Below are 24,393 nucleotides of genomic sequence, written 5' to 3' on the forward strand. Positions count from 1 at the left end.
CAGGACGAGCCGATACTCCGGGGGATGACCGTCGGACGACTGCCGTCGCCTCGATTACCTTATCCAGACCACACTCGAACTCCTTCACTTACACATGGTCAACAAGATCACGGTCGTCGGCGCCGGTAACGTCGGCGCCACGGCAGCCCAGCGCGTGGCCGAAAAAGAACTCGCCCGCCAGGTCGTGCTGGTCGACATCGTCGAGGGCGTCCCGCAGGGCAAGGGATTGGATCAATGGCAATCCGCCCCCATCGAGCTGTACGACTCGCGGGTGATCGGCACCAACGGGTACGACGAGAGCGAAAACTCCGACATCGTGATCATCACCGCTGGCATCGCCCGAAAGCCCGGGATGTCGCGCGATGACTTGATGAACACGAATGCCGGGATCGTCAAGGCGGTGTCCGAGCAGGTCGCCCGTACCTCACCGAACGCGATCATCATCGTGGTCTCGAATCCGCTCGACGTGATGTGTTACGTCGCCAAGCAAGTCACCGGATTTCCGCGCGAGCGGGTGCTCGGCATGGCCGGTGTACTCGACACCGCCCGGTACCGTGCGTTCCTTGCGGAGGCGATGGACGTCTCCGTCCGGGACATCCAGGCGATGGTCCTCGGCGGCCACGGCGACACGATGGTGCCGTTGATCTCGTACACGACCGTCAGCGGCATCCCGGTGACGCAGCTGCTCGAACGCAGCGCGCTCGACAAGATCGTCGATCGCACGCGGAACGGTGGCGCGGAGATCGTGAGCTACCTCAAGACTGGGTCGGCGTACTACGCGCCGTCTGCAGGCGCCGTCCAGATGGCGGAAGCCATCGTGTTTGACCACAAGCGCATCCTGCCGTGCGCGGCATGGCTCGAGGGCGAGTACGGGATGTCCGGCCTGTTCCTCGGCGTACCGTGCAAGCTCGGGCGCAACGGGCTCGAGAAGATCCTCGAGGTCGAGCTGACGCCGGCCGAACGCGTGGCGCTCGGCAAGAGCGCAGAAGCCGTGCGCGAGCCGATGGGCAAGCTGTCGATCTGACCTTCACGCTCGACTGAAGAATGAGTGCTACCATGCAACCGGCGGCGGGCGTTTCCCGTCCGCCGGCGGGACGCGTCCGCCGGTTCTGGGACTCGACGGTGGGCAAGAAGGTGGTGATGGCCGCGACCGGGCTCGGTGGCATCGGGTTCGCGCTGGCTCATATGGCCGGAAACCTCCAGATGTTCGTGCCGACGGCGCCTGCCCAGGCCATGCACGAGTATGCCGTGGGCCTTCGCACGCTGGGCCCGCTGCTGTGGGTTGCGCGCGCCGGCCTCGTGGCCATGGTGGTGCTGCATGTCGTCGCGGCGCTACAGCTGACCGCCCGCAATCGCGCCGCCCGGCCGGCTGCGTACGGCCGCAAGGAACACCACACCTCAACCCTCGGCGCCCGCAGCATGCGCATCGGGGGCCTGGTGCTGGCGGCGTTCATCATCTTTCACATCTTGGACATGACGCTCGGCGTCGGGCATCCGCAGTTTGTGCACCTGGATCCCTACAACAACCTGCGGCTTGGCTTCCAGCGCTGGTGGGCCGTGGTGTTTTATGTCGTCGCCGCCGGTCTCCTCGGGCTCCATCTCTTTCACGGCGCGTGGGCGTCGTGGCGGACCCTTGGGCTGCGACGACCTTCGGACCGCCCCCTCCATCGCAATGTCGCGATTGGCATTGCGCTGCTGGTGTCGCTTGGCCTCGCGGCCGTCCCGCTGGCGGCGGCCCTTGGCGCCTTCGCGCCTGATGCCGTCGTCATGACCGAGACTGCCCCATGACCCTCGACGCTCGCATTCCTTCGGGGCCGATCGCCCAGAAGTGGGACAAGCACAAGTTCGAGATGAAGCTGGTGAACCCGGCCAACAAGCGGAAATACCACGTCCTCGTCGTGGGGTCAGGGCTCGCCGGCGCGTCGGCCGCGGCCACGATGTCGGAATTGGGGTACCAGGTCTCGTGCTTCTGCTTCCAGGATTCTCCCCGCCGCGCGCACTCCATCGCCGCGCAGGGGGGGATCAACGCGGCCAAGAACTACCAGAACGACGGCGACTCGATCTACCGCCTGTTTTACGACACCGTGAAGGGCGGCGACTTCCGGGCGCGCGAGGCGAATGTGTATCGGCTCGCGCAAATCTCGGTGAACATCATCGACCAGTGCGTGGCGCAGGGGGTTCCGTTCGCCCGTGAGTACGGCGGACTCCTCGCCAACCGCTCATTTGGGGGGGCGCAGGTTTCCCGGACCTTCTATGCGCGTGGGCAGACCGGCCAGCAGCTGCTCCTGGGGGCGTACCAGGCCCTCGAGAAGGAGATCGCGAAGGGCGGGGTCCGCATGTTTCCGCGCACGGAGATGCTCGATCTCATCCTTGTGGGTGGGCGCGCGCGCGGGATCGTCGTGCGGGATCTCGTCACGGGCAAGATCTCGTCCCACGTGGCCGATGCGGTGATCCTGGCGACCGGCGGTTACGGCAATGCCTTCTACCTGTCCACGAACGCCAAGGGATCCAACACCACCGCCATCTGGCGCGCGCACAAGCACGGTGCCCTGTTCGGCAATCCGTGTTTTACCCAGATCCATCCCACCTGTATTCCGCAGAGCGGCGACTACCAGTCCAAGCTCACCCTGATGTCGGAGTCCCTGCGGAACGACGGGCGGGTCTGGGTCCCGAAGCAGGAAGGGGAGACGCGTGCCCCGCACCTGATCCCGGACGCCGAGCGCGACTACTACCTCGAACGAAAGTACCCGTCGTTCGGCAACCTCTCGCCACGGGACATCGCGTCCCGTGCCGCGAAGGAGGCGTGCGATTCGGGGCGCGGGGTCGGGCCGGGCGGGCTGGGGGTGTACCTCGATTTTCGTGATGCCATCCAGCGTTTGGGACGCGACAAGATCGCCGAGCGGTACGGCAACCTGTTCGAGATGTACCAACGCATCACGGATGAGGATCCGTACCAGGTGCCGATGCGCATCTACCCCGCTGTGCACTACACCATGGGCGGGCTCTGGGTCGACTATAACCTCATGAGCACCATCCCCGGTCTGCACGTGCTGGGGGAGGCGAACTTCTCCGACCATGGCGCCAACCGCCTCGGGGCCAGCGCCCTGATGCAGGGACTCGCCGACGGGTACTTCATCATCCCGTACACCATCGGACACTACCTGGCCGGGACGAAACTCGATCCGGTGGGGATCGACCATCCGGAGGTCCGCGGTGCGGAGCGCGCCGTTGAGGAACGCACACGACGCATGCTGTCCATCGGTGGCACGCGCACGGTGCAGTCCTTCCACCGGGAGCTGGGTCGCATCATGTGGGACAAGTGTGGCATGGCGCGCGATGCCGCTGGACTGCGGGAGGCCCTGCAGCGTATCCCGGCGCTCCGCGAGGAGTTCTGGGCCAACGTGAACGTGCCAGGGAGCGGGGCGGAGCTGAACCAGTCGCTCGAGGCGGCGGGTCGCGTGGCCGACTTCCTCGAGCTGGGCGAGCTGATGTGCATGGACGCGTTGCACCGCGAGGAATCGTGCGGCGGCCATTTCCGCACGGAGCATCAGACCGAAGACGGCGAGGCGCGGCGTGATGACGAGCGCTTCACGTACGTGGCCGCGTGGGCACACGGAGGGGAAGGGAAGGCGCCGATCCTCCACAAGGAACCGCTGGCGTTCGAGAACGTGCAGCTGGCCACCCGTTCGTACAAGTGAGGACGATGAAGCTCACGCTGAGAGTCTGGCGTCAGGCGGGGCCTAACGCCGACGGCGCGTTTCGCGAATACCAGGCCAACGACGTGTCGCCGGACATGTCGTTCCTCGAGATGCTGGACGTCGTCAATGAACAACTGACGGCGAAGGGGGAGATCCCCATTGCCTTCGATCACGATTGCCGCGAGGGGATCTGCGGGATGTGCGGCCTCATGATCAACGGGTCGGCGCATGGGCCAATGCCCGCGACGACGACCTGCCAGCTGCACATGCGGTCGTTTGCCGACGGGGAGACGATCACGATCGAGCCCTGGCGCGCGACGGCATTTCCCGTGTTGCGTGACCTGTGCGTGGATCGCGGGGCCCTGGATCGCATCGTGCAGGCCGGCGGGTTTGTCTCCGTGCAAACGGGCAATGCGCCCGACGGCAACGCGTTGCCGGTGCCCAAGCAGGATGCCGACGCGGCGATGGATGCGGCGGCGTGCATTGGATGTGGGGCCTGCGTGGCCGCGTGTCCCAACGCCTCGGCGTCGCTCTTCACGGCGGCGAAGATCGCCCATCTCGGGCACCTCCCGCAGGGACAACCCGAGCGGTATCGCCGGGCCCTCAAGATGGTGGCCCAGATGGACCTGGAGCATTTCGGCGGGTGCACCCTGTTTGGCGAGTGCCAGGAGGCGTGCCCGAAGGAGATCTCCATCGACACGATCGCATGGATGAACCGGGACTTCCTGGCGGCGAGTGCGTTCGAGCTGCCGGAGAGCCGGAAGGCGTCGGGTTCCGGCTAGGCACGCGTCGTCGATGGGGCGCGACGGATACTGCGGGCTGATCGTCCTCTGGACCCGACCGCGATAGCGCCTAACGACATGATGTCCGGCGCCCCCTGACGCCCGTGCTCGGAGGGTCTCGCGACCTGCGGACAAGGGAGTATCTTGCGTGCCTATGGAAAACGCCGACGCCAGTTTGCGCAGCAAGGTCGAGGTCCTCGCGGACCTCGAGCCAGTCGTCCAGGAACTCATGGAAGCGCATGAGGCCAAACGGATCCTCTGGCTCCCCAGTGAGGTCCTGGCCCCTGCGCCGGACACCGACCCCGACCAGCATTTCTCTGACCTGCGCAAACGAGCCGTGGGCATCAGCCTCCCGGCCCGTGTCGCGCTATGTGTGAACCTCCTCACCGAGGAGGGGCTCCCGCATTTTCACCGCATCCTCGGGCAGTACCTCGGCTCCGACTCGTTCTGGTTCAAGTGGACGAACCTGTGGACCGCGGAGGAGGACCGGCACGGGGTGATCCTGCACGACTACATGAGAGAAAGCCGCATCCTCGACAATCCCGAGCTGGATCGAATGCAATTCGAGTACATGCGCGCGGGGTTCGAGCCGGCCTGGGACATGGACCCGTACAAGGTCTTCGTGTACACGTCGCTGCAGGAGCGTGCCACTCAATTCAGCCATGCGAACACAGGCAAGCTCGCGGGCGAGTACGAGCCGTTGATTGGCGAAGTGCTGTCCAATGTCGCCAAGGAAGAGGCGCGGCACTACACCTTCTACCGGACGATCTTCAAGGAAGTCTTGACCCGTGACCCGGACCGGGCTCTTGTCTCGGCGGTGGCGTTGATGCCAGCCATCGACATGCCGGGGATCAACATGCCCAACTTCCGCGAGATGGCCGACGTCATCCGACGCGCTGGCATCTACGGTCCCCGTGACTACCTGAAGATCGTGGAGGAACAGATCCGGTTCTGGGCAATCGATGCCGTCGCCGCCGTGACGGACGCGGGCAAACGAGCCCAGGAGTCGATCCTCCAGATTCCGCGGCGGCTGGAGCGCGTGGCCGACGCAATGGAGTCGCGGACCAAGGCCAAGACGTTCAACTTCGCGGTCGCTTTCAACCGCGAGTTCGAGATGGCCTGAGGTCCGGCGTCGACCGTCGGGACCGGTGACACCCGACGATCGTTGGTATGGCGCAGCGGGGCCGGCGCGGAAAACGGGCGGCGAAAGCTAATCGTGTGGGCAGGCAAGTCCACGGGTGTGGGATAAGGGACCTTTGGAAGGCACCAACCAACGACCGCGTGGCATAACGTGTGTGATCGCCACGGGTTACGTCCGTTGACACCACCGGAAGTGGGCAGGTAATTTCGACGGGCTTTTCTAAGTGAAATTTTTCACGAAGTCAGGAGCGCGATGGACCGGACCTACCTGCCAGTACTCCTGTTGCTCGGGTTTGTCGCCGTCAACGCGATTGCCATGGTGGCGATCTCGACGCTGACGCTGCGGCGGCGCCCGAGTCCGATCAAGGACGAGCCCTACGAATCGGGGATCCCGCCGCTGGGAGACGCGCGCGAGCGGTTCTCGGTGAAGTTCTACATGGTCGCGATGTTGTTCATCATCTTCGACATCGAGACCGTGTTCATGATCCCGTGGGGGGCGTACTACCGCCAGCTCTCCTGCAATGCCGCATTGGTTGGCGGGATGTGTCCGGCCGGGATGACGTCGTTCTTCGGCCTTGGTGAGATGCTGGTGTTTATCGCCATCCTGCTCGTCGGTTTCGTCTACATCTGGAAGAAGGGAGCGCTCCAGTGGGATTGACCCCTCGGCCCGAATCCTCTGTCGTCACGATGGATCCCCAGTCGCAGGAAGGCTGGGTGACCACGCGCCTCGACTTCCTGGTCAATTGGGGCCGCGCGAACTCGTTGTGGCCGATGCCCTTCGGGACCGCGTGTTGCGCCATCGAGTTCATGGCCTCCGCCGCGAGCCGCTTCGATCTCGCCCGCTTCGGGATGGAACGCATGTCGTTCTCCCCGCGCCAGGCGGATGTGCTGATCTGCGCTGGGCGGGTGCCCTTCAAGCTGGCCCCGGTCATCCGTCGCATTTACCAGCAGATGCCGCAGCCCAAGTGGGTGATCTCGATGGGCGCGTGCGCCTCCACGGGCGGCATGTTCGACACCTATGCCGTCACCCAGGGGATCGACACGATCATCCCGGTCGACGTGTACGTGCCGGGGTGCCCGCCGCGCCCGGAGGGGTTGATGTATGGGATCATGATGTTGCAGGAGAAAATCAAGCGGGAGCGGATGGCCGACACCACGCTTCGCGTTGAGCTCGAACCCGATCCGGCGAGCAACCTGTATATCCCGCCATCCATGATCGACGAACTTTCTGAGCCGTTCGGGAATTCGGTCCACCAAACGCGGTCGGGCTTGTGAGCGGCGCCTTTCAGCCGGTTGCGGCAGGCCGGGCGGCCCCGGACGCCACCCCGAAGACCCCGCGTGCCGTGGCACATCGCGGCGGCGAGATGAACCCGAGCGTCGCGCGGCTTCGTGAGAAATTCGGTGCGGCCATCGTGCGCGCCGAGGTCACCTGGGGTGAGACCACGGTGTTCATCGCACCGGCGGCAGCGGCAGCGATCATCCAGCACCTCCACGACGACGCGGCCGAGCAATACGACTACCTCTCGGATGTGACCGCCGTCGAGTACCGCGACCTGGAGCAGCCACTGGAGGTGGTCTGGCACCTGCGGTCGCTCCCGTTCCGCCGGTTCCTGCGGATCAAGGCGCAGCTCCCCAAGGGGCAGCCGCTGCGGATCGCTAGTGTGTGGCCGATCTACAAGGGGGCGGACTGGCTCGAACGCGAGTGCTACGACATGTTCGGCATCGTCTTTGAGGGGCACCCCGACCTGCGTCGCATCCTGCTGTGGGAGCAGTACAAGGAAGGACACCCGCTCCGGAAAGACTTCCCGCTCCGCGGCCGGTTCTCCCGCGCCGAACAGTTGCGCCAGGCACTGGCCGCGAATCCCGAGGCCCGCTACTCGATGGAAGAGCTGACCATCGCTGACGCGTTTGAGGACCTGCCCGGCGACATGCGGCAGCGCCTGAACAGCGGCGAACGGACGGGGGAGTAAGCCATGGCGACCAAGCGAACGATCGAAGTGGCGCTCTCGACGACCGGATTGGATGCGTCCGGGCGCCCCCAGCGTGTACCGCTCGTGGTGGATGGCGGCGGCAGCGTCACGGCGTTGGAGGCCCCGCCGGCGCTCGAGCCGGAAATGGAAGGCGAGCACATGCTCATCAACCTCGGGCCGCAGCACCCAGCGACCCACGGGGTGCTCCGCCTGGTGCTCGAACTCGATGGCGAGACCGTGGTCCGCTGTATTCCGCATGTGGGCTACCTGCACTGCGGCTTCGAAAAGATCGGGGAGTACCGGCAGTACAACCAGATCATCCCGTGGACGGATCGCGAGGACTACCTGAATTCCCCGGGGAACAACGTCGCCTTCGCACTGGGCGCGGAGCGGTTGTTCGGGATTGAGATCACCCCGCGCTGTACGGTGCTCCGAGTGATCGCGATGGAACTGTCGCGGATCATCTCGCACCTCGTCTGGCTGGGGACCACCTGTATCGATATCGGGGCCTTCACGCCGTTCCTCTGGGCATTTCAGGAACGCGAACGGGTGTACAACCTGCTGGAAGCGTGGATCGGCGCCAGACTCACGACCTCGCTGACGCGGGTCGGTGGGATGGCGGCCGACATTCCCGACGGCTGGATGGACCAGCTGAACGAGTTCATCAAGACCTTCCCGAAGACCATCGCCGAAGTCGACAAGATGGTGACGCGGAATGGCATTTGGGTGGGCCGAACGATCGGGATCGGGGCGCTGTCGGCGGAGGAGGCGGTGAACTACGGCCTCTCCGGTCCCATGGTCCGCGCGGCGGGCGTCGCCTACGACGTGCGCAAGGACTTCCCGTACCTCGACTACGAGACGTACGACTTCGAGGTCCCGGTGGGGAGCGCGGGTGACGTGTATGATCGCTTCCTCGTGCGCATGGAAGAGCTGCGCCAGTCGGTGCGGATCCTGGAACAGGCAGCGAAGCGTTTGCCTGACGGCCCGGTCAACGTGGACGACGCGCGGGTGATCCTCCCGCCCAAGTCGAAGGCCACGAGCGAAATGGAGTCGATGATCCACCACTTCAAGCAAGTGATGGAAGGCCCGCGCCCCCCGGTAGGTGAGGCCTATGTGGCGGTGGAGAGCCCGAAGGGCGAGAAAGGCTACTACATGGTGTCCGACGGAACGTCCAAGCCGGTGCGCTGGCGTATCCGTCCCCCCTCGTACGTCAACCTGTCGGCAATCCCGCGCATGGTCGAGGGCCACCTGCTCTCGGACGTGATCGCGATCAATGCCAGCATCGATATCGTGATGGGAGAGATCGACCGATGAGCCACGCGAATCGGGAGAGCGCGACCGTCTCCCAAGGGAAGATCGACCGATGAGCCACGGCCCCTCCGCCTCCGGCGGCGCCATCATCAAGGCCGGCCACCAGCCCCACGGCGAGCCCTACACCCCCGTCTTCGTCGGGGAGATGAAGGCCCGCCTCGAGGACCTCCTCTCCCGCTACCCCACGCGCCAGGCCGGGCTCCTGCCCGCCCTCTGGATGGTGCAGGAAGCCAAGGGCTGGGTCAGCGAGGAAGGGATGGCCGAAGTCGCCACCGCGCTCGGCGTCACCCCCGCCTACGTCAAGGGCGTGGTGACCTTTTACACCATGTACCACCAGCACCCCGTCGGGAAGTACTTCATCCAGGTCTGCACCACGTCGCCGTGCCATGTCTGCGGCGCCGAGGATGTCGTCAAGGCCTTCCTCGACAAGACCGGCTGCGGGGAGTTGGGGGTCACCTCGCCCGATGGCCGGTACACGGTGATCGAGGTCGAGTGCCTCGGTGCCTGTGGCTTTGCCACCCCGGTCATGGTCAATGCCGACTTCCTTGAGTCGGTCACCCCGGACCGCGTTCCCGAGGTGCTGACCCGCTATGCCTAACGCCGCCTCGCGGGTCGTGTCACCCGTGTCGTCGACGACGAGCGCGCAGGGTCCCAGAGCCATTCCGGGGTACCCGGCGCGCTCGCCCCTACCGTCTGCCGTCTAGATCATGGGCTTTCCCCATACACCTCACCCGCGCGAGACGCAGGTCCTGTCCACGCACTTCGGTGATGCCGAGGCGCGGACCGTCGATGGGTGGAAAAAGCGCGGCGGCTACCAGGCGCTCGCCAACGCCCTCGGCTCGGACCCCGTCGCCATCCAGAACGTGGTGAAGGAGTCGGGCCTCCGCGGGCGCGGCGGTGCCGGCTTCCCAACCGGCCTCAAGTGGTCCTTCATGAAGCTCGGCGATGGCAAGCCGCACTACCTGTGCTGCAACGCCGACGAGTCCGAGCCCGGCACCTTCAAGGACCGCGAAATCATGCGCTGGACGCCGCATGCGCTCATCGAGGGCTGCGCGATCGGCGCGCATGCGATCGGGGCCGAGGATTGTTTCATCTACATTCGCGGCGAGTTCACCGAGCCGCTGCAGGTGATGGAGCAGGCCTGCGCCGAGGCCCGGGCCGCCGGCATCATCGGGAAGAACGCGATGGGCACCGGCAAGACCGTCAACGTCTGGGTCCACAAGGGCGCCGGGGCCTACATCTGCGGTGAAGAAACCGCGCTCATGAACTCGATCGAGGGCAAGCGGGGCAACCCGCGCATCAAGCCCCCGTTCCCCGCCGTGGCCGGCCTCTTCGGCAAGCCGACCACCATCAACAACGTCGAGACCCTCACCGCCGTCCCGCACATCCTCAACCGCGGCGCGGACTGGTACAAGAAGATGGCCCGGCCGGACAACCCCAAGTCCACCGGGACCAAGCTCTGGAGCGTGTGTGGCAACATCGCGCGCCCGGGCAACTACGAAGTCGAGATGGGTTTCCCGTTCGGTGAGTTCCTGCAAGACGTGTGTGGGGGCGCCCCCAAGGGCCGCAAGATCAAGGCGGTCATCCCCGGGGGGTCGTCGGTGCCCGTCATCCCGTGGGAACAGGCGGCGACCGCCGTCATGGACTACGAAGGGATGGTCGCGGCCGGCACGATGCTCGGCTCCGCCGGGTGCATCGTCATGGACGACGCCCAGTCGATCCCCCGGCAGGCGGCCCGGCTGGCGCGCTTCTACGCCCACGAGTCCTGCGCCCAGTGCACGCAGTGCCGCGAGGGCACGGCCTGGACCACGAAGATCCTCGAGCGCATCTGTGCCGGGGACGGGACCGCCGAGGACCTCGACACGCTCCTCTCCATCGGCGACAACATGACGGGCAAGACCATCTGCGTCTTGTCGGATTCCTGCGCCACGGTCGTGACGTCCGCCCTCCAGTATTTCCGTCCCGAGTTCGAGGCCCTCATCAAGCGAACGACCGTCCACGCGATTCCGCAGGTGGTGACTCGATGACGGCGCCAACCGTGAACCTCACGATCGAGGGACGCCCGGTGACGGTACCGGCCGGGATGAACCTCGTCGAAGCGGCCAAGCAGGCGGGGGTGCTCATCCCGCACTACTGCTACCACCCGGGACTCCCCGTGGCCGGGGTCTGCCGAATGTGCCTGGTCGAGGTCGAGAAGTCGCCAAAACTCGCGCCGGCATGTGCCACCGCCGTGGCGGAAGGGCAGGTGGTCCACGTCCACTCCGAGAAGGCCCGCGAAGCGCGCAAGGGCGTCCTGGAGATGCTCCTGATCAACCACCCGCTGGATTGCCCGATCTGCGACCAGTCCGGTGAGTGCGAGCTCCAGGACTACACCTACCAGGAAGGGCGATCCGATTCCCGCTACCGGGAGCCCAAGCGATTCAATCCGGTGGAGGATTTCGGCGGCGACGTGATGTACGTGCCGAACCGGTGCATCCTGTGCACCCGGTGTGTGCGCTTCATGGATGACGTCGCGAAGGACACGGTGCTCAACGTGACTGAGCGCGGCGACCGGGCACACATTGGGAAGTTCGAGGGGAAGGACCTCACGCACCCGTGGGCCGCCAATGTGGTGGACCTGTGTCCCGTAGGCGCCTTGCTGTCCAAGGACTTCCTGAACAAGGCACGGGCATGGGAGTTAGACCGTACGGCCTCCGTGTGCACGGGCTGCTCCCAGGGCTGCAACATCATCGTGGAAACGCGCGACAACATCGTCATGCGCTTCCGGCCCCGGTCGAACGAGGCCGTCAATGAGTTCTTTATGTGTGACCATGGGCGGATGAACTACCGCGCGCTCAACCGGCGCGACCGCCTCGAGGTCCCGACCATCCTCGGCCCCAAGGGGCACGAGGCCGTCGACTGGGCGGTGGCGGTGGAGGCGGCGGTGCGCATCCTCAAGGGGAAGCGCGCGTATGTCCTCGCGTCTCCGAACCTGTCGAACGAGACCTTGCATCTCCTGAGCCGGCTGGTGAAGAAGACCAACGGCGTCGGCACCTTCCGCGTGGAGCAGGGGATTGAGGCACCGCTCCCCGGCGCCGCCGACCTGGCCCTGCGGACAGATCGCGCGGCAAACGGAAGCGGCGCGACCGCGATGGGGTTCACCCGGACCGAGACCCCGCTCGCCGGGCTCCAGGCGGGCGACGCGCTGATCATCGCCGATCACCAGCTGAACGCGGCCGATGTCGAAGCCGCCGGTCGGGCGTCGGCAGTCCTCGTGATCAGCAGTGCCATGCCGTCGGGCCTGGCCCGTGCCGACGTGGTGCTGCCCTCCTGCCTGCATGTGGAGGAGGAGGGGACCTTCACCAACCTTCGCGGGCGCGTGCAGCGTTTCCTCCAGGCCAAGGCCGCCCCGGGGCTCGCCCGGCCGGGGTGGTTCATCCTCGCTGACCTCCTGCAGGCCCTGGGTGAACCCGCCGACTACCTGGTCGCGAGCGCCGTGTTCGCCGACCTGGCGGCAAGCAACAGCGAGTTTGCCGGCCTGGACTATGACCGGCTGGGCCTCCGTGGCCTCCCGATTGCCGCGCAGGCGGCAGGAGCCACCCGATGAGCGCCTATTCGACGTTTGCCTTGGTGTTGGCCGTGGACCCCCAGGGGCCGATGGCCTTCTGGCCGTGGCTCGCCGCCACCGGGGTCAAGCTGCTCCTGTTCTTCACGATCTACATGCTGGGGGTGGCCTACTTGACCCTCGCCGAGCGAAAGATCTCTGCGTGGATCCAGCATCGGCACGGCCCGAACCGCGTGGGCCCGAACGGGTTCTTCCAGCCCCTGGCCGACGGCGTGAAGAACTTCATGAAGGAGGAGACGCTCCCGCCGTACGTCAACAAGGCGATGTTCATCCTCGCGCCGATGATGGCCTTCATCCCGGCGCTGACGATCTGGTGCGTGATCCCGTGGGGCGCCTCGTGGGCCTCGCCGTGGGGCCGGGTGGACATGGTGCTGGCGGACCTCCCGATCGGCTTCCTGTTCACGATCGCGGTGGCGTCGCTTGGCGTGTACGGCATCGTGCTGGCGGGATGGGCGTCGAACAACAAGTACGCGCTGCTCGGTGGCCTGCGGTCCAGCGCCCAGATGGTCTCCTACGAGATCTCCATGGGCATGTCACTGATCCCGGTGCTGCTTTTTGCCGGCAACGTCACCCTGCGCTCGATCGTGGACCAGCAGGCGGAGATGCACCTGTGGAATGTGATGACCCTGTCCATCGCCTTCCTGGTGTACCTGATCTCGGCGTTCGCGGAGACCAACCGGTTGCCGTTCGACATGCCTGAGGCAGAGTCCGAGCTGATCACCGGGTACCACACGGAGTACTCGGCAATGAAGTTCTCGCTCTTCTTCATCGCGGAGTATGCCAACATGGCAACACAGTCCGCGATGATCGCCACGTTGTTCTTTGGTGGGTGGGACGTGCCGTTTACCAGTGCGGACAACGCCGGGGCGGTGTCGTTCCCCCTGGTGCTGCTGTCGATGGCGATCATGATGGCGAAGACGCTGTTCTTCCTGTTCTTCTACATCTGGATCCGCTGGACCCTGCCGCGCTTCCGGTATGACCAGCTGATGTCCCTGGGCTGGAAGATCCTGTTGCCGCTCGCGCTGGCCTACATCGTGATTGTGGCCACGCTGATGCTCGTCCTGGATGCAGCCGGCATCGACCGCGGACTCGTGTACGGGCTCATCTTCCTCGGCGTGAACGTGGTGCTGCTCGGCCTGTTCTTTGTCTTCCTCGACCGCGGGAAGATCATCAGCCCGGCCAACGCACCGGTGCAGGGCGATGCCCTGCGGCGCCTGCGAGGGATCACGGCCTCGCGCGCCCGGCTTTCCGCCCTGTCGGGGGACTAATGGCGATCAACATCAAGGTGGTCGAGCGACCGATCGCGGACACCAGCTACGTGCGGGCCACCCTCTCGGGGATGGCGAACACGTTCAAGCACCTCATCGATCCGCATCGCGTCACGACGCAGTATCCCGATGAGCGTGAGCCGATTTCGCGGCGGTGGCGCGGCACGCACCGCATGCTCACGACGGAAGACGGCAAGGCCAAGTGTGTCGCGTGTGGCCTCTGCCCGACCGTCTGCCCGGCCAACTGCATCAAGCTGGTCCCGGGCGAAGACGAACAGGGGAATCGCTACCCGCTCGTCTTCGACATTGACGAATTCCGTTGCATTTTCTGCGGCTATTGTCAGGAAGTCTGCCCGGAGGAGGCCATCCACCTCGGGCGGCACTACGAAAATGCCGAGTTCAACCGTGAAGGCTTTATCTACGACCTCGAGCGCCTCATGGCCCAGACGCACCCGGTGACCGAGCTGTGGGATCCCGCTGACCCGAAGGGGGAGTGATGTCGGACTTCTTCTATCGCGTCCATTTCTACCTGTTCGGGTTGATCGCCCTCGCCTCGGCGCTGGCCTTCGTGACCCGCAAGAGCCCGGTCGCCGCGGCGTTGTGGCTGGTGAACACCATGTTCTCGCTGGCCGCACTGTACGTGATGCTGGACGCCCACTTTATCGGGGCTATCCAGGTGCTGGTCTATGCGGGCGCGATCATGGTCGTGTTCCTCTTCGTGCTCATGTTGCTGAACCTTGGGCACCCCAACGAGATCTCGGACATCCGGGGCACGTGGGGAAAGGTGGCCGCCGGATTTGTGGGGATCGCGATCCTCGCGCAGATCATGGCCCTCTCCGGTTCGGTGGCGCCCAAGGCGTTGGTGCAGCCGGTGGGAACGGCGGCCGCTTCGCTCAAGGAGCTCAATGCGGTCGGGGTCATCGCGAAGCCCTTGTTCCGCGAGCACCTGCTGGCCTTTGAACTCACCTCCATCCTCCTGCTTGTGGCCATCGTCGGCGCCGTGATCCTCGGCAAGCGGAGGGCCGCATGATGATTGCCGAAGCGCTCGCCCTGTCGGCGGTGTTGTTCACCATCGGGGTGATCGGCGTCCTTACGCGCCGCAACGCGATCGTCATCTTCATGTGCGTCGAGCTGATGCTCAACGCCGTGAACCTGTCCTTCGTCGCCCTCTCGAAGTTGTATGGCGCGACCGGCCAGGTGTTTGTGGTCTTCGTGATGACCGTCGCCGCCGCAGAAGCTGCGGTCGGATTGGCGATCATCATTTCGATCTTCCGCCACCGCCAGACGGTGGACCTCCAGAACATCAATCTCCTCAAGGGCTGATGCTCCTCCTCCAGGAAGCTGCAGCCGCGGGCGCGCATCCCCTCACCGGGTCGGTCGCGGAATGGATCTGGCTGGTGCCAATCCTTCCGTTCCTCGGGTTCCTGATCAATGGCTGGCTGTCGCTGTCGACCGCCGCGCACATCGGTCCGGCGGACCCGACGGCACACCATGCGCACCACGGTCACGATGACGCCCACGCCCAGAGCGGGCACGACGACCATCACGGGCACCACCCGGCGGCGCATCGCCATGCAGGCCTCGTCAGCCTGGTCGGCCCCGCCGTGCTCTTCGCGGCGTTTGGCCTTACGGCTGCGATCTTCGCCGCACTCGCGGGCGCACACGCGGAGGAGCCATTCGTCAAGACGCTGTTCCGCTGGATGCCCGCCGGGAACCTGTCCCTCGACGCGGCCTTCCAGGTAGACCAGTTGTCGATGGTGATGGCCATGGTCATCACCGGGGTCGGATCGCTGATCCACGTCTTCAGTGTCGGCTACATGAAGGAGGACCCAGGGTACCCGAGGTATTTCGCATACCTCAACCTGTTCGTCTTCTTCATGCTGATCCTGGTGCTCGGCGCCAGCTACCCGATGCTCTTCGTCGGGTGGGAAGGGGTGGGCCTCTGCTCCTACCTCCTGATCGGCTTCTGGTTCAGCGAGAAGGCCAATGCCGACGCCGGCAAGAAGGCCTTCATCGTGAACCGCATCGGCGACTTCGGCTTCCTCGTCGCCCTGTTCCTCCTGTTCAGTCACCTCGGAACGTTGACGTTCTCCGGCGTCGCGGCGAGCGCGTCGTCACTGCCGCCGCTCGTCGTGACTGCGGTCTGCTTGTTCATGTTCCTCGGTTGCGCCGGCAAGTCTGCACAGATTCCGCTCTATGTGTGGCTTCCGGACGCGATGGCTGGCCCGACGCCGGTGTCGGCGCTGATCCACGCGGCCACGATGGTGACCGCGGGCGTCTATCTGGTGGCGCGCAGCTCGGCGCTCTTTGCGATGTCGCCTGTCGCCAGCCTCACGGTGGCCCTTGTGGGTGCGCTGACCGCGCTGTTCGCGGCGACCATCGGGCTCAAGCAGTGGGACATCAAGAAGGTCCTGGCGTATTCCACGGTCTCCCAGCTCGGCTACATGTTCGTCGGCGTGGGGGTCGGCGCCTACGCGGCGGGCGTGTTCCACCTCGTGACACACGCGTTCTTCAAGGCGCTGCTCTTCCTCGGGTCCGGCTCGGTGATCTACGCGATGCACCAGGCCTACCACCACACGCACAACCACGATGATGCGCAAGACATGCGCAACATGGGCGGGTTGCGGCAGTACATGCCCGTGACCTTCGGGCTCATGTGGATCGCCACCCTCGCGATTGCGGGCATCCCGCCGTTTGCCGGATTCTTCTCCAAGGACGAGATCCTCGGAGCGGTGTTCGCGCGGACGCACGGTTCGACCCTGGCCGACGCCTCCTGGCTTGGCATCCCCGGCAGCGCCCTGTTGTACGCCATCTGGGCGATCGGACTCACCTCGGCCCTGCTGACGGCGATCTACATGACCCGCATGATGCTCTACACCTTCCACGGTTCCAACCGGACGGGCGAGGCGGAGCGCGCGCATCTCAAGGAAGCGCCGTGGGTCATGACCGGTCCGCTGGTCGTCCTGGGCGTGCTCAGCGTGGCTGGCGGATGGCTCAACTTGCCGACGTTCTTCCCGGCTGGCCCGGTGCAGGCGCTCCACCATTGGCTCGAGCCGGTGACCGGCGCGGCCGCGCTGGCAGTCACCAACGGAACCGAAGCGCACCTGGAACACTCCACCGAGTACGTGCTGGTGGGGATCGCGATTGCTATCGCCGTGATCGGCATCGCGTTCGCCGTGACGCGGCTCAAGACCGATCGCCTGGTGCCCAAGGCACAGTCACCGGCCTCCGAGGGAATCGAGCGCGTGCTGGAGCACAAGTACTTCGTGGACGAGGGCTACGACCGCGCCGTGGTGCAACCGGTCGTTGGCCTGTCCCGCTCCGTGTTATGGCGCGGGATGGACGCCGGCCTCATTGACGGGCTTGTCGTGAACGGCAGCGCGTACCTGGCCAAGGGATTTGGCTGGATGGGCGCGCGGCTGCAATCCGGCCAGGTGGGGACGTACGCATGGGTGCTGATCCTTGGCGTCCTCGGTGTCCTCTCCGCCTTCTCGTTGAGGTAACCCATGGCCGCCTTCCTGCAATCCATCGGGTACCACCACTGGGTCCTGCCAGCGCTTCTGATCCTGCCCACCCTCGGCGCCCTCGTGGTCTGGGCCCATGGGCGCGCGCTCAAGGGAGCCTCGGATGACCACATGGAAGCCGGCGCCATGACGGCGCGTCGGCTCACCTTCGGGATCCTCCTGCTCGAATTCGTCATCTCGGCCGGCCTCTGGTGGTCCTTCGATGCGTCATCCGCGGCGTACCAAGCGACGGTCGACTGGCCCTGGATCGACTCCTGGGGGGTGACGTTTGCCCTCGGCATCGATGGCCTGTCGCTGATGATGGTGCTGCTTACGACGTTCCTCATGCCGCTCGCGATCCTCGGCGGCTGGACGAGCATCCGGCACAAGGTCCATGCGTACCACGTGTTGATGCTGTTGCTGACCGTGGGGATGCTCGGGGTGTTTGTCGCCCGGGACCTGTTCCTGTTCTATGTGATGTGGGAAGTCATGCTCATCCCGATGTACTTCATCGTCGGGTTGTGGGGCGGGGAACGCCGCATCTACGCCAGCATCAAGTTCTTCATCTACACGATGGTGGGCTCGTTGCTCATGCTCATCGCCATCGTGTACCTCGGCTGGCAGGCGGGGTTGCTCGAGGGGAAGCCCAACTTCGCGTACGACGCGATCATGGCCCTCCCGGAGTTCACCCCGATGGTCTCGTTCTGGTTGTTCGCCGCGTTCTTTGTGGCGTTCGCCGTGAAAGTCCCCATGTTTCCGTTCCACACCTGGTTGCCGGATGCGCACGTCGAGGCGCCCACGGCAGGTTCGGTGATCCTGGCCGGGGTGTTGCTCAAGCTCGGGACGTACGGCTTCCTCCGCCTGGCCGTACCGCTGTTCCCGGCCATCGCGCTGCACCCAACCGTCCGCGGCGTGATTATCGGGTTGTCCGTGATCGGCGTGATCTACGGATCGTTGGTGGCGCTGGTGCAACCGGACTTCAAGAAGCTGGTCGCCTACTCGTCGGTCGCCCACCTCGGCATGGTCATGCTCGGCATCTTCGCCATGACGCGGGAAAGTGTTCAGGGCGCCTTGATGGTCATGATCGGCCACGGCATCTCCACCGGGGCGCTGTTCTTCCTCATCGGTATGATCTACGAGCGCAAGCACTCGCGCATCATCGCCGACTACGGCGGCATTGCGAAGGTGGTGCCGATCTATGCGACGTTGCTGACGATCGTAGCCTTGAGCTCCATTGGTCTGCCGGGCACGAACGGCTTCATCGGCGAGTTTCTGGTAATGGTCGGCGCGTTCAAGACGGCCCCAATTGCCACCACCCTGTCCGCCCTCGGGGTGATCCTGGCCGCGGCGTATCTGCTCTGGGCCCTGCAGCGGATCCTGTACAACCCGCTCGACAAGCCCGCGAACGCGCACCTCACCGACCTCAACTGGCGCGAGATCGGCTTGATGGCGCCACTCATCTTCATGATCCTGTGGATGGGGATCTACCCCACGCCGGTGCTCTCGCGCATGGAGGCCTCGGTCACCCGCTTCGTCGAACAAGCCGAGGCCAAGGCCGCCGCGCAGTCGATCACCTTCACGATGGGGGGAGGGAACTAGGATGACCTTCGACCTCTCCATCCCCGGACAACTCGCGGCGGCCATTGGCCCCGAACTGGCCCTGATCACCGGTGCCATGGTCCTGATGCTCGTCTCCGCCTGGCGACCCGAGAGCGCGGCGCACCAGCGCACGGTGGGACTGGGCAGCATGCTGGTGACCGCCGGCGTTCTGGGCTATGTGCTGGTCATGGCGCAGCGCGGCGCGACCGCTGGTCCTGGCGTCGTAGCGGTTGACCCCTTCCGCTGGGCGAGTAGCGTGGTCTTCCTCCTCGCAACGCTCATCACCCTGGCGCTCGCGGTGGAGTACAACACGCGCGAGGGACTCCATACGGCGGAGGCGCACGTCCTTCTCCTGTTCGCGACCTCGGGCATGATGTTGATGGCGGCGGCACGCGACCTCATGGTGCTGTTCCTCGGCATCGAGCTCATGTCTATCGCGGTGTATGTGCTCGCCGGCCTCAACCGTCGCTCCAACCGCAGCGCCGAGGCCGCCCTGAAGTACTTCCTCCTGGGCGCGTTCTCGACCGGATTCCTCCTGTATGGGATCGCCTTGGTGTACGGCGCCACGGGAACGACGAACCTGACCGAAATCGGCGAGCGCATCAGCCAGTACGACCTCGCGAAGACGCCGATGCTGCTGGTCGGAATCGCGCTGCTCCTTGTGGGTTTCGCGTTCAAGATTGCCGCTGCGCCCTTCCACATGTGGGCGCCTGACGTGTACGAAGGTGCGCCGACGCCGATCACCGGGTACATGGCGGCCGGGGTCAAGGCCGGCGCTTTTGCCGCGCTCCTGCGGGTCTGGCTGGAGGCGTTCCCAGGGGCCTACGCCGAATGGCACAAGGCGGTGTGGTGGCTCGCCGCGATCACCATGGTGGTGGGGAACGTCGTGGCCCTGCAGCAGCGAAACCTGAAGCGCATGCTGGCCTACTCGAGCATTGCGCATACGGGCTTTATCCTGGTGGCCCTCGCGGCCGGCACGGCGCAGGCCGCCACGGCCTTCGTCTTCTATCTGCTCGCCTACACCCTGGCGACCATGGGCGCGTTCGCCGTCATGTTGGCGTTAGGCAGTGCCGGCCAACCGCGCGAGCACATCGAGGACTATCACGGATTGTGGCACGAGCGGCCCGGGCTGGCCCTGGCCATGACGGTGTTCATGCTGGCGCTGCTGGGGTTCCCGATTTTTGGCGGGATGGGGTTCTTCGCCAAGTGGTACGTCTTGCAAGCGGCCCTGCAGGCGCCCGCGCCCCAGGCTCGACTTGCGGTGATCCTGGTCCTGACCACGACCGTGTCCGCCGGGTACTACCTGGGTGTCATCATCGCCATGTTCATGAAGCCGCGGCCCGCCGGTGCGGCGGCGCTGCCCGCCGCGACCGGGATGACGCGCCTCGTCATCGGGGCATCGGTGGTCGTCATCCTCATCTTCGGAGTGTGGCCGGATCCCCTCGTGCGGCTGGTCAAGCAGCACTCGGCGTTAGGTGGCGCGGCGACCGCCCAGCCCCCCGCCGCGCAGACGGCGGCCGTTCCATGACTCCACGGGGCCGCGTCGATGCGGCCCCGCCTCGTTTCCGGTGAATTCCATGACCGTCTCTCCCGGCATCTTCAGGCAGTACGACATCCGAGGCATCGTTGACCAGGACCTGACCGTCGAGGCGGCCGAAGCCATTGGCCGCGCCTACGCGGTCCACCTGCGACGCTCCGGGCGCATGGGTGCTGTGGCGGTCGGGCGCGACAATCGCCCAAGCGGTCCGATGCTGCGCGACGCCCTCGTTCGGGGACTCACCGAGAGCGGCGTGGACGTCGTCGACATCGGCGTCGTACCCACCCCGCTCCTCTACTGGAGCCTGCATCACGTCGGCGTCGATGGCGGCATCCAGATCACGGGCTCCCACAACCCGCCCGAATACAATGGGTTCAAGATCTCGGTTGGCCGTGAGTCACTGCACGGCGATGGGATCACCGGGCTGCTGCGCATCCACCACGCGGGTGAGCGCCTGCACGGTGCGGGGACGGTCCGGCACGAGGAAGTCATCGATCGGTACGTGGACGATGTCGTGGCGCGCATCGGTCCCCTCTCCCGCCGCCTGAAGGTGGTGTTCGATGCGGGGAACGGCGCCGGGTCCCTGGTGGCCGAGAAGCTGTTTTCGCGGCTTGGGGTCGACGGGACCTACATCTTCTGCGAGAGCGATGGCACGTTCCCGAACCACCATCCGGACCCGACGGTAGTCGAGAACCTGCACGACATTATCGCCGAGGTCGCGAAGCAGGGTGCCGACCTCGGGATTGCGTTCGACGGCGACGCCGACCGTATTGGCGTGGTCGACCGGCACGGGGGGATCGTGTGGGGGGATCACATCCTGATCATCTACGCGCGTGATGTGCTGGCGCGCACCGGGACCGGGCAGTCGATCATCTTCGACGTGAAGTGTTCGCAGGCGCTCCCGGATGCGATCACGGCCGCCGGCGGCGTGCCGGTGATGTGGAAGACCGGGCACTCACTCATCAAGGACAAGATGAAGGAAGCCCACGCCCCGATCGCCGGGGAAATGTCCGGTCACATGTTCTTCGGCGAGGGGTTCTACGGGCATGACGATGCCCTCTACGGCGGTGCCCGCCTCCTGCGCATCGTGGCCGATGCCGGGCAACAGGTGGACGAGCTGCTGGCCGATGTTCCCAAGTTTGTCTCGACGCCCGAGATTCGCGTGGACTGCCCGGAAGAGCGCAAGTTTGCCTTGGTGGCCGAGGCGGCCGCTCACTTCCGCAGCCGCTACGACGTGATCGACGTGGACGGTGTGCGCGTGCTGTTCGGGGATGGGTGGGGATTGATCCGCGCCTCCAATACCCAGCCCGTCCTGGTCACTCGATACGAAGCCCTGACCGAACCACGCCTGACGGCCATCCGGAATGAGATGGAGGGGTGGCTTCGCGCGCAGGGTGTGACCCCCTGACGTGACGAAACGGCGGCTCGGACTGACCATCGGTCTCTCGGTCGCGGCGTGCCTGCTGGTGGGCCGCGTGGTGGCGGGATGGCTGGTGGAGTATCGCTGGTATGAGTCACTCGGCGCCGCCAATGTGTTTTGGGCGACCACGTCAAACCTGGCACTGTTGCGTGGTACGGCCTTTCTCGCCGGGACCGTTCTCTGTTTCCTGAACCTCTACGCCGTCCGCTTCTCGATCGTCTCGGTCATCCTGCCTCGTCGCGTGGGCAACCTTGAGATCGGCGAGGAGCTGCCCGGGCGGTCGCTCGTGCTCGTCGTGCTGGTCATTTCCGTCGCGTTAGGCGCGGTGCTGGCGCTCCCACAGGGCGACTGGGTCTCCCTCGATCTCGTGCGCCACGGGGAGTCGTTCCGCGAGAGTGAGCCGTACTTCGGCTACGACCTGGCGTTTTGGGTGTATTGGCTGCCGATTGAGGAGTCCTTTCACGCGTGGGCGACCCTCGCCCTCCTTGTGGTGGGTGCCGTGGTGGTGCTGCTGTACGCGCTCACCCCAAGCTTGCGTTGGTCCGAGGGACGCCTCCGCGTATCGGGGCACGTGCGCCGCCACCTGCTGCTGCTGCTCAGTCTCCTCCTCCTGCTGATGGCGTGGAGCTATCGATTGGACGCCCTCGGCCTCCTGTTGGACGGGAAAGGGACCGGACGGGCCTTTCTCGCCCTCGATCACCGGGTCGGGATTCCGGCGCGGCTGCTCCTGGCCATGGGCTCCGTGGTGTGTGCGATGCTCGTGGCCTGGGCGGGTTGGGTCGGGCAGGTCCGAGTGGTCCTGGTGGCGCTCGCGGTCTGGGCGATTTCTTCGCTCGGCGCGCGGCAGCTGGCCCCCGCTCTGGCGTCCCGGTACATGCAGCCGGCGGACCCCGAGCTGCGCGATCGTCCGTATCGTGCGACGCGTGCCGCGTTTTCACGCCGGGCATTCGATGTCGAGCGCCTCGACGCGCGCGATACGCTGCGATCGAGCGCCGTCGCCATGTCGCCCCCGGCGATGAGCCTGTGGGACACGGAGGCCGTTCGCCGGTCGGCCGCGAGCTGGGGAACCGCCGGACAACCTGAGGCAAGCATCGGCTGGGCGCTGCGGGGCGGGCAGCCGCATGCGTTGGTCGTGCAGCGGTCCGTGGGACCGACCGGGAGCGACCACCCGGAGGTGACGCTGGCCAATGTCATGCATCGCGCGGGTGATGGCCAGTTGCAGCGCTATACAGACTTCCTGGATCAGGCGCCGCGGCTGCCCCCGCTGGCCGTCGGCGACAGTATCACCGAAGGCAGTGTGGTGTCGGACTCCGCCAACGGGATCGCCGCGCCACGGCTCGAGACCCTCGCGGCGCGGATCGTCCACGCGTGGGGGCTCCAGAATCCTCGCCTCCTGCAGGCGCAGTCCACGTTTGGTCCCGCGCGCCTGGTGCGCATTCGCAACGTGCGCGACCGCGTGGAGCGCCTGTTTCCCTTCTTCATCGCCGGAAATCGCGTCCTGCCGTTCCTCGTGCGCGACTCCCTGTGGTGGGGCGTACACCTGTATGCGGCGTCCAGCCACTATCCCTTGAGTGAGCCGATCGTGCTCGCACAGCACGACGTGAGTTACTTCAAGCACGCCGGTGTGGCGATCGTGAACGCCCACTCCGGACGCGTGTTCGCCCTCCGTCCCGCCGAAGCGGACCCCGTGGCGCGCAGCTGGTATCGACGATTTCCCGAGCTGTTCACCGCCTCGAACGCGATGACCGAGGAGTTCCTGCGACAACTGCCTCCTCCGGTGGACGGTATCCTCGCGCAGGCCAGGGCGTTTTCCCGTTTCGGTAGACGCGGTGATGCGCTTGTCCCCGCGTCACAGCTCACCCGCGACATGGGGGCCGACTCGGGGTTTGCGTTCCCCGGGCTTACGCCGTATGTGGACGTCCCACGGCAGCGTCTCGCCGTGGCGTATCCCGTGGTCGATCCGACGGATCGGTTGCGCGGCGTCATCATCGGCTCCGGGGGCGCCGACGTCCACACGGCATGGGTCCCGCTCCTGGGGGCGGATCGACGCTGGCGCGACATTGCCACCGCCATGCGACAGGCGCTGGACTCTGTCGCCGCCGCGGCGCGGGGCGAATCGGGCCGGCTGCTCAGGGGACCCATCCACCTGGGAATTCACGACAACGCCTTGGTGCCGGTGCAGGCGCTCTACGAGTGGCCGGCTGATCGCGCGCCTCTCCTGCGGAGTGCCGCCGTGTGGGTCGGCGATGGCATACGCGTTGGCCGCACGCTGGAAGCCGCCTTGGGCTTTCCGGAGCCGGCTACTGGCGACGGCCCCCTGGGCCCCGAGGAGTTTCGACGTCGAGCGGCCGAGTTGTACGCACGAATGGATGACGCCTTGAGCCGTCGCGATATGGTGGCTTTCGGCGAGAACTGGAGCTTGTTGGGGCAACTGCTCCGGGGCGGCGCCCGCGCGCCTTGATGGGGGTCACGGCCCCCGATAGCTTGCGCCGGCTGGCATGCTGACGACTCGGGACGAGGATGTCCCGACCGGCGCCCGGCACCCCGTCCTTCCACGGAGA

General features: G+C 65.8%; 21 protein-coding genes. All 21 read left to right on the plus strand.

The features are described from left to right. Positions 1 to 94 precede the first annotated feature (94 nt). The 21 genes from mdh (at position 95) to IPK85_17970 (ending at position 24,293) form a co-directional block, all read left to right on the plus strand. Entirely contained in the window at positions 95 to 1,024 is a 930-nt protein-coding gene (mdh, locus tag IPK85_17870) for a malate dehydrogenase (protein ID MBK8249246.1), read from the plus strand. 20 nt (positions 1,025 to 1,044) lie between these two features. After that, positions 1,045 to 1,788, plus strand: a complete 744-nt coding sequence (locus IPK85_17875; GenBank protein ID MBK8249247.1) for a succinate dehydrogenase cytochrome b subunit — start codon at positions 1,045 to 1,047, stop codon at positions 1,786 to 1,788. Then, positions 1,785 to 3,698 carry a fumarate reductase/succinate dehydrogenase flavoprotein subunit gene (locus IPK85_17880; GenBank protein ID MBK8249248.1) on the plus strand — a complete coding sequence of 638 codons (1,914 nt, stop codon included), beginning with the start codon at positions 1,785 to 1,787 and terminating at the stop codon, positions 3,696 to 3,698. Before IPK85_17875 ends, IPK85_17880 begins: the two co-directional genes overlap by 4 nt. A gap of 5 nt (positions 3,699 to 3,703) precedes the next feature. Beyond that, positions 3,704 to 4,480 (plus strand): succinate dehydrogenase/fumarate reductase iron-sulfur subunit, encoded by a 777-nt coding sequence (locus tag IPK85_17885; GenBank protein ID MBK8249249.1) that lies wholly within the window; start codon positions 3,704 to 3,706, stop codon positions 4,478 to 4,480. Positions 4,481 to 4,634: 154 nt separating this feature from the next. After that, positions 4,635 to 5,603, plus strand: coding sequence for an acyl-ACP desaturase (locus IPK85_17890; protein MBK8249250.1), 969 nt, complete (start codon positions 4,635 to 4,637; stop codon positions 5,601 to 5,603). 270 nt (positions 5,604 to 5,873) lie between these two features. Next, on the plus strand, positions 5,874 to 6,278 hold the full coding sequence (ndhC, locus tag IPK85_17895; protein ID MBK8249251.1) for an NADH-quinone oxidoreductase subunit A: 405 nt from the start codon (positions 5,874 to 5,876) through the stop codon (positions 6,276 to 6,278). Between the two features lie 29 nt (positions 6,279 to 6,307). After that, positions 6,308 to 6,895, plus strand: coding sequence for an NADH-quinone oxidoreductase subunit NuoB (gene nuoB / locus IPK85_17900; protein ID MBK8249252.1), 588 nt, complete (start codon positions 6,308 to 6,310; stop codon positions 6,893 to 6,895). 89 nt (positions 6,896 to 6,984) lie between these two features. After that, a complete protein-coding gene (locus IPK85_17905; protein MBK8249253.1) occupies positions 6,985 to 7,590 on the plus strand; it encodes an NADH-quinone oxidoreductase subunit C in 606 nt (201 codons plus the stop codon). A gap of 144 nt (positions 7,591 to 7,734) precedes the next feature. Beyond that, positions 7,735 to 8,904, plus strand: coding sequence for an NADH dehydrogenase (quinone) subunit D (nuoD, locus tag IPK85_17910; GenBank protein MBK8249254.1), 1,170 nt, complete (start codon positions 7,735 to 7,737; stop codon positions 8,902 to 8,904). A 49-nt stretch (positions 8,905 to 8,953) separates the two neighbouring features. Beyond that, entirely contained in the window at positions 8,954 to 9,499 is a 546-nt protein-coding gene (locus IPK85_17915; protein ID MBK8249255.1) for an NAD(P)H-dependent oxidoreductase subunit E, read from the plus strand. A 109-nt stretch (positions 9,500 to 9,608) separates the two neighbouring features. Next, positions 9,609 to 10,928 carry an NADH-quinone oxidoreductase subunit NuoF gene (gene nuoF / locus IPK85_17920; GenBank protein MBK8249256.1) on the plus strand — a complete coding sequence of 440 codons (1,320 nt, stop codon included), beginning with the start codon at positions 9,609 to 9,611 and terminating at the stop codon, positions 10,926 to 10,928. After that, entirely contained in the window at positions 10,925 to 12,487 is a 1,563-nt protein-coding gene (locus IPK85_17925; protein MBK8249257.1) for a (2Fe-2S)-binding protein, read from the plus strand. Before nuoF ends, IPK85_17925 begins: the two co-directional genes overlap by 4 nt. A 50-nt stretch (positions 12,488 to 12,537) precedes the next feature. Further along, positions 12,538 to 13,773 (plus strand): NADH-quinone oxidoreductase subunit NuoH, encoded by a 1,236-nt coding sequence (nuoH, locus tag IPK85_17930; GenBank protein MBK8249258.1) that lies wholly within the window; start codon positions 12,538 to 12,540, stop codon positions 13,771 to 13,773. A 71-nt stretch (positions 13,774 to 13,844) separates the two neighbouring features. Continuing rightward, the gene (locus tag IPK85_17935; protein ID MBK8249259.1) at positions 13,845 to 14,270 is read left to right on the plus strand and encodes an NADH-quinone oxidoreductase subunit I; all 426 of its coding nucleotides are present in this window, start codon (positions 13,845 to 13,847) and stop codon (positions 14,268 to 14,270) included. Continuing rightward, the gene (locus tag IPK85_17940) at positions 14,270 to 14,803 is read left to right on the plus strand and encodes an NADH-quinone oxidoreductase subunit J (protein MBK8249260.1); all 534 of its coding nucleotides are present in this window, start codon (positions 14,270 to 14,272) and stop codon (positions 14,801 to 14,803) included. Before IPK85_17935 ends, IPK85_17940 begins: the two co-directional genes overlap by 1 nt. Then, positions 14,800 to 15,096: an NADH-quinone oxidoreductase subunit NuoK gene (nuoK, locus tag IPK85_17945; protein ID MBK8249261.1), complete on the plus strand. Its 297-nt coding sequence runs from the start codon at positions 14,800 to 14,802 to the stop codon at positions 15,094 to 15,096. The genes IPK85_17940 and nuoK overlap by 4 nt, the downstream gene beginning before the upstream one ends. Next, complete coding sequence (nuoL, locus tag IPK85_17950; GenBank protein MBK8249262.1) at positions 15,096 to 17,276, plus strand: NADH-quinone oxidoreductase subunit L; 2,181 nt, start codon at positions 15,096 to 15,098, stop codon at positions 17,274 to 17,276. The genes nuoK and nuoL overlap by 1 nt, the downstream gene beginning before the upstream one ends. A 3-nt stretch (positions 17,277 to 17,279) precedes the next feature. Continuing rightward, on the plus strand, positions 17,280 to 18,875 hold the full coding sequence (locus IPK85_17955) for an NADH-quinone oxidoreductase subunit M (GenBank protein MBK8249263.1): 1,596 nt from the start codon (positions 17,280 to 17,282) through the stop codon (positions 18,873 to 18,875). A gap of 1 nt (position 18,876) precedes the next feature. Beyond that, positions 18,877 to 20,403: an NADH-quinone oxidoreductase subunit N gene (locus IPK85_17960; protein ID MBK8249264.1), complete on the plus strand. Its 1,527-nt coding sequence runs from the start codon at positions 18,877 to 18,879 to the stop codon at positions 20,401 to 20,403. Positions 20,404 to 20,452: 49 nt separating this feature from the next. Next, on the plus strand, positions 20,453 to 21,820 hold the full coding sequence (locus IPK85_17965; GenBank protein ID MBK8249265.1) for a phosphomannomutase/phosphoglucomutase: 1,368 nt from the start codon (positions 20,453 to 20,455) through the stop codon (positions 21,818 to 21,820). A gap of 1 nt (position 21,821) precedes the next feature. After that, complete coding sequence (locus IPK85_17970; protein ID MBK8249266.1) at positions 21,822 to 24,293, plus strand: UPF0182 family protein; 2,472 nt, start codon at positions 21,822 to 21,824, stop codon at positions 24,291 to 24,293. Positions 24,294 to 24,393 lie beyond the last annotated feature (100 nt).

This window comes from Gemmatimonadota bacterium (assembly GCA_016712265.1).
Classification (GTDB): Bacteria; Gemmatimonadota; Gemmatimonadetes; order Gemmatimonadales; family Gemmatimonadaceae; genus RBC101.